Source organism: Ideonella sp. B508-1 (genome assembly GCF_000333615.1).
Lineage (GTDB): Bacteria > Pseudomonadota > Gammaproteobacteria > Burkholderiales > Burkholderiaceae_C > Ideonella.
This window is the reverse complement of the sequence record NZ_BADL01000546.1, coordinates 1-6118: the sequence shown is the minus strand read 5'-3', so window position 1 is coordinate 6118 and position 6118 is coordinate 1. Positions and strand designations below refer to the sequence as shown.

Below are 6118 nucleotides of genomic sequence, written 5' to 3'. Positions count from 1 at the left end.
CTGCGCCAGGGCCTGCAGCGGGCCCATGTGGGCCCCCTCGTGCTGGCCTGCGTGGCCGCCGATGCCCTGCTGATGGCCGCCGGCGTGGCTGGCCTGGCCGGGCTGATCGGCGAGCACCCCGGGCTGGCCCGTGCCCTGGCAGCCGCCGGCATGGTGTTCCTGGTGGCCTACGGGCTGCGGGCCCTGTGGGCGGCGCGGCGCCCCGGTGCCCTGCAGGCCGGCCAGGGCGCCAGCCTGAGCCGACGCCAGGCCCTGCTGCAATTGGCCGGCTTCACCCTGCTGAACCCGCATGTCTACCTGGACACGGTGCTGCTGGTGGGTTCGGTGGGCGCCCAGCAGCCCGGCTGGGCCACGCGCGGCGCCTTCGTGGCCGGCGCCGCCGGGGCCAGCGCGCTGTGGTTCACCACCCTGGGCTACGGCGCCCGCTGGCTGGCCCCGGTCTTCGCCCGCCCGCGCGCCTGGCAGGCCCTGGACGCCCTGATCGGCGTGGTGATGCTGGCCCTGGCCTGGCAGCTCTGGCCGCTGGCCCTGCCGCCGCGGGCCTGAGCAAGACGGTACAAGACCGCCCCGGCCGGCCTGCGTAGACTGCGCGCCCATCATGTGGATCGGAACCTTGTTCGCGCTGGCCGCCGGCCTGATGTGGGGCCTGGTGTTCGTGGGGCCGCTGTGGCTGCACGATTACCCGGCCGTGCTGCTGTCCTTCGGCCGCTACCTGGCCTTCGGCCTGATCGCCCTGCCGCTGGCCTGGCTGGACCGCGCCGAGCTGCGGCGGCTGAAGCGCGCCGACTGGCTGGAGGCCGCCAAGCTCTCGCTGGTGGGCAACATCGTCTACTACCTGTTCCTGGCCTCGGCGCTGCAGCGCGCAGGGGGGCCCCTGCCGACGATGATCATCGGCACCCTGCCGGTGGTCATTGCGGTGGTGTCCAACCGCCGCAATGCGCAGCGCGACGGCCTGCTGCCCTGGCGCCGGCTGGCCCCGTCACTGGTGCTGATCGGCGCCGGCCTGTGGCTGGTCAACCGGGCCGAACTGGCCCACTTTCGGGCCGATCCGGCGGCCGACCTGGGCCGCTACGCCCTGGGGGCCGTGCTGGCCCTGGGCGCCGTGGCGGCCTGGACCTGGTACCCGGTGCGCAACGCCGACTGGCTGCGCGCCCACGCGGACCGCAGCCCGCGCGCCTGGGCCACCGCCCAGGGCCTGGCCACCCTGCCGCTGGCCGCGCTGGGCTATGCGCTGACCTGGGCCGGTTTCGGGCTCAGCCAGCCGGACTGGCCGATGCCGCTGGGGCCCCGGCCCCTGCCCTTCGTCGGCGCCATGCTGGCCATCGGTCTGCTGGCCTCCTGGCTGGGCACGCTGTGCTGGAACGAGGCCAGCCAGCGCCTGCCTACCGCCCTGGCCGGCCAGCTGATCGTCTTCGAGACCCTCTCGGCCCTGGCCTACGCCCATGCGCTGCGCCAGCAGTTTCCGCCGGCCACCACGCTGGCCGGCGTGGGCCTGCTGGTGGCCGGCGTGGTGTGGGCGCTGCGGGTGCGGCCCGTGCCGGTGCCGGCCCATTGATCGAAGTCAGAGAGCGGGCTGATGCTGCGCTCAAGTGCACGGCCGTGTCGTCCGATAACAGGGCCTAGCGGGTGTTGGGCCCGCGCCAACCCTGCTGTGCCATGCCTGCTGTTGCCGACATCCATCTGAAGGTCCTGCTGGTGGATGACCAGCTGTCCCACCGCGCTGCCCTGGGGGCCGAGCTGCAGGCCATGGGACACGATGTGGTGGAGGCCGGCACCGCCGAGGACGCGGTGGCCCTGTTCACCAGCCTGCGCCCGGACGCGGTGCTGATGGACGTGGAGATGCCTGGCCACGACGGCCATTGGGCCGCCCAGCAGATCCGCCGCGCCGAGCCCGATGGCTGGACGCCCATCCTGTTCCTCTCGGGCCGGGTGTCCGACGCGGACCTGGCCGAGGGCATCGAATGCGGAGGCGACGACTACCTGTTCAAACCGGTGTCCCCGGTGGTGCTGGCGGCCAAGCTGCGGGCCATGCAACGCCTGTGCAGCCTGCACCGGCAGCTGATCACGCTGACCGACCAGCTCAAGGCCAGCAACGCCGATCTGCAGGCCCAGTCCCTGCATGACCCGCTGACGGGCCTGACCAACCGCCGCGGCCTGGACATCCGGCTCGACGAGGAGCTGCGCAACGCCCGACGGGAACGCCAGCCGCTGACCCTGATCCTGTGCGATGTGGACAACTTCAAGTCCTACAACGACACCGCGGGCCACCTGCAGGGCGACCAGTGCCTGATGCGCATCGCCCAGCTGCTGGGCGAGACCTGCCGACGCCCGCGCGATCTGGCCGCCCGTTTCGGCGGCGAGGAATTCGTGATCCTGATGCCCGGCACCTCCCACTCGGGCGCCATGTTCTACGCCAAGGGTCTGCAGCGCATGATGCATCAGCTGGCCCTGCCGCACCCGGCCTCGGACGGCAAGACCTGCGTGACCATCTCGGGGGGCATCACCACCTGCGTGCCCGATGGCACGACCACCATCGAATCCCTGCTCTCACGCGCCGATGCTGCGCTCTACACCGCCAAGTCGCTGGGCCGCGACCGCTTCTTCTGCTTCGAAACCCAGGCCGATTCCAGCACCGGCCAGGCCGAACTGGTGAACTACGACCGCGAGAAGAGCAGCACCGCCACGCTGTTCTGAGCCGGCCCCGAGGCCCCTCGATCAGCGCCAGCAGTAGGCCACGTCCTTGCCGCCGGTTTCTCCCTTTTGACCCGCCTGGTCGATCGACAGCGTGGCGCAATCGCTGTCATTGGCCTGGCTGCCCTTGGGCGCGGCATTGATCTTGAAGGTGGACCCGGTGGGCTCACCGGACGCGAAGGTGTAGTCGTAGGTGCTGGCCGTGTCGGTGGCACAGGCCGGCGCAGGCAGCGGCGCATCCGTGTAGGACATCTTCGTGGCGCTGTAGCGCTCCATCTGCTGAGCCATCTCCAACAGACAACCGGCCCCCGCCGCACGCTGCGTGCGGATGACATGGTTGACGTAGCTGGGATAGGCCACCGCGGCCAGAATGCCCACGATGGCCACCACGATCATCAGTTCGATCAGGGTGAAACCGCGTGCGGCGCCCCGGCGATTGCATTGCATGTTCATCAGTCCCCCACGATCTCACGCCAGGAGATACGGCCCTTGAGCGGCGTCACGCCAAGGTTCACATCCACCGAGCCGATCTTGCTGTCCGGGTTGGCGCTGTCCCCGGAGCCCCCCACCACCATCAAGCCGCCGATCAGCGTCGGCTTGCCGGGCATCCCGATGCCCAGGTCGATGGAGCCGATGTAGACGCCGTCGAGCTTGTCATCGGTGTAGGAGTTGTTGCCGTTCACGTTGAGCACACCCACCGTGGTCGCGGCGCCATTGAAGGCCCCCACCACGTTGAGGTAGCCGGTCCCGCCACCGAGGCAGGGGTCCGTGGAGCTGATGGGGATGATCGAGCTGGCGAACACCACCGGCACGGCCAAGGCGTAGTAGGCCGATTCGGTCACGATGCGCTCGCCGGGTTGGGTGGTGCTCGTGAAGTCGATGTACCAGCCCGACATGCCGGTCATGTCGCCGTCCGTGGCCGTGCTGAAGGTGCGCACCGTCTCGCCATCGAAGGTCCCGGTCTCGGAGATGCTGCGCTGCCGCAGGGCGGAACGGTCGTTGAGGCGGGTTTCGTCCACCAGACCGTACCAGCTCTGCACGGCATGGTTGGCCGGGTCCCCCGACTGGAAGTAGGACCCGGTGCCGAAGAACACGAAGACCTTGCCATAGTTCGGGTCGCTGGCCACGGTGTTCTTGGCAACCGCCATCGGCGCGGTGATGGGCTGGAGGTTGTTGGCGCTGTCCTTGGCCACGAACAACGGGCTGCCCGAGTAGGCCACGCCCCACGCCGAATCGGCGATGTTGGAAACGTCGAACTTCCAGACGTTGCCCTTCAGATCGCCGGCATAGATGGCATCGACCGTGCCGTCGTTGTTGGTGTCATAGACCGCAGGCGCGGACAGCCCGTTGTCGCCGCTGGCGCCGGTGTCGATCTTCTTGACACTCGTGAGGCTGCCGTCGGTGCCCACGAAGAAGATGTAGAGCACCGCATGGCCGTTGCTGCTGTTGTAGCCGTTGCCGACCACCAGCGCCGATTTGCCGTTGTTGAGCTTGACGAACAGCGGCCGGCCGATCATGTAGCCCAGGTCGTTGTCGCTGGCCGCGTCGGTGCGTCCGTTAGGCGTGTATTCCCAGAGACTGCTGGTGGTGGCGAAGTTCGCCGGATCCGTCACGTCCAACGCGAACAGGCCCTTGCCTCCCCGCCCCAGGAGCGCGAAGAGGTAGTTGTGGTTGTTGGTAGCGGTGCTGCGGCTGGAGACGGTGATGTCGCCATCGACATAGTAGCGATGGATGTAGGCCACATCCGCCAGCGCCTTCAGGTTGGGCATGACCTCCGCCGGCACGAAGGCGAACCGCTCCGCCCCCGAGGTGCCATCCGCCGCGTGCAGCATGCCGTCATTGCCACCCACGAACACCGTGTCCAGCTCCTTCACGTAGAACGGCGAGGAATTGACGATGTCGCCGACCGGGTAGCTCCCGCGGTCCCGCATCACGCCGCCGTTGAGCACCTCCTGGCTGCGATCGCCACGCACATAGTTGAGATAGGACTGGTAGCCGCTGAAATAGCCCTGCTCGGTGGTGTCCAGCTGCCCCCAGGTGAAGCTGCGGCCGCTGCCATTGTCCGGACTGACCGCCCGACGGCGGTAGAAGATCTTGCGGTTGGCCTGCACGGGCAGCATGGCGCCTTCGTTCCAGGCTGGATTGGCGCTGACCCCGGCGGTGGTCACCGGATAGGCGACCAGGTCCCCCGACCAGCGCAGCGAGTTGTAGACCGCCTGGTAGACCATGGAGCCCGAGTTGATGCTGGTGCTGTTGGTGGTGACGTTGCTCGAACTGGTGTCGCGGTTGATCAGGTTGTCGAAGGCCTTCTTCAGCGCGTCGGCCAGCTTGGCGGGGTTCTGCGCATAGAAGTAAGTGTCGGGCACACCGTCGCCATCGGCATCCCATTCGACGGTCATGTCGGGCTTGTCGTTGCTGTTGCTGTCGCTGAAGCCCCCCCACTTGGCGGCATACCACAGCGGATCCTTCAGCAGGGTGGCCGCGGAACTTGTGCTGGCCGAGAAGGTTCGCACGCTGGACTTGTTGCTGCCGACATAGGGCAGCGACTTGCAGGCGGCCGGCGGGTTGCTGACATCGCAGTCGCCGATGTTGAGGGTGTCGGGTACGTTCAGGAAGTACGAACTCGAATCCGCCTCGTCCTCCACCACCAGGTAGGGGCCGTCCTTGGTCGAGCCGGAGACCACATAGCCCACCGCCTGCTTGAGGCTACCGGCCTGGTAGGTGGGCGTGAGCGTGACCTTCAGGGTGTTGTCGGCCTGGGCTGCCACCTCGTACTCGACGATGACGTCCATGTCGTGGTCGGCACCCTGCTCCGAGTCTTCGAAGTTGATGTTGAACTTGGCGTAGTAGCGGCCGCCGTTCACCGCACTGTTGACGTCTCCGGCCCCCGAGTTGGCGATCTGCTCGACATAGAAATCGACAATCTGGTTGGTCGGCTGGAAGTTGCCCTTGGTGTGGGTGATGCCGGATCCATCGACCGACTTGGCGAAGGGCACCAGGGTAATCACGTTGCCATTGGGCAGCTTGGCCGCGATGCGGGGCAGCGGAGAAGCCAGGGCCAGCACGAAGGTGTTGGTCGACTGCTTACCGGTGAGGGCGGGGCGCAGATCCGTGTGCTTGCCAAAGTAGGCCACGGAGGCCGCATAGTAGCTGCCCTGCTTGGTCGGTTCTTCCGGCGCCAGGCCACGGATGGAGGACAGCGAGGCCACCGACTTGGCCGTCGGCACGTTGTCGAATGTCGAGCCTGATTGCCCGATGAAGTGCTTGCCGACCACATCGGATTCGCTGGCGGAAATGGTGTTCGCCTCGGTGCTGACGTTCAGCCCCGTCACATCGCCCGAGAAAGAGCCAAAGCCGCTGTAGACCCCGGGCAGTTGATCGGAGTCGAACGAGACGTTCGTGTCCGACAGTGTCAGGATGTGGCCTG

Annotated in this window: 5 protein-coding genes; 3 read left to right on the top strand and 2 right to left on the bottom strand. The window is 67.7% G+C overall.

Features of this window, described 5'->3' with window-relative positions; genetic code table 11:
- The 3 genes from I73_RS29725 to I73_RS29720 form a co-directional block, all read left to right on the top strand.
- Positions 1-546: LysE/ArgO family amino acid transporter (locus I73_RS29725; RefSeq protein WP_040501286.1), on the top strand; the 546-nt coding region annotated here is incomplete at its 5' end.
- A 52-nt stretch (positions 547-598) separates the two neighbouring features.
- Complete coding sequence (locus tag I73_RS21535) at positions 599-1555, top strand: DMT family transporter (protein WP_022982516.1); 957 nt, start codon at positions 599-601, stop codon at positions 1553-1555.
- Positions 1556-1656: 101 nt separating this feature from the next.
- Positions 1657-2694: a diguanylate cyclase domain-containing protein gene (locus I73_RS29720; protein ID WP_022982515.1), complete on the top strand. Its 1038-nt coding sequence runs from the start codon at positions 1657-1659 to the stop codon at positions 2692-2694.
- 21 nt (positions 2695-2715) lie between these two features.
- Here the strand turns inward: I73_RS29720 and I73_RS34210 are convergent, their stop codons facing one another.
- Both I73_RS34210 and I73_RS29715 read right to left on the bottom strand, forming a co-directional pair.
- Entirely contained in the window at positions 2716-3138 is a 423-nt protein-coding gene (locus tag I73_RS34210) for a type IV pilin protein (protein ID WP_085944628.1), read from the bottom strand.
- A 5-nt stretch (positions 3139-3143) separates the two neighbouring features.
- Positions 3144-6118: pilus assembly protein (locus I73_RS29715; RefSeq protein WP_022982513.1), on the bottom strand; the 2975-nt coding region annotated here is incomplete at its 5' end.

Bases quoted from the DNA above. Each gene is read 5' to 3' on its own strand.
- I73_RS34210 (WP_085944628.1), bottom strand. From the start codon at position 3,138: ATGCAATGCAATCGCCGGGGCGCCGCACGCGGTTTCACCCTGATCGAA.
- I73_RS29720 (WP_022982515.1), top strand. From the start codon at position 1,657: ATGCCTGCTGTTGCCGACATCCATCTGAAGGTCCTGCTGGTGGATGAC.
- I73_RS21535 (WP_022982516.1), top strand. From the start codon at position 599: ATGTGGATCGGAACCTTGTTCGCGCTGGCCGCCGGCCTGATGTGGGGC.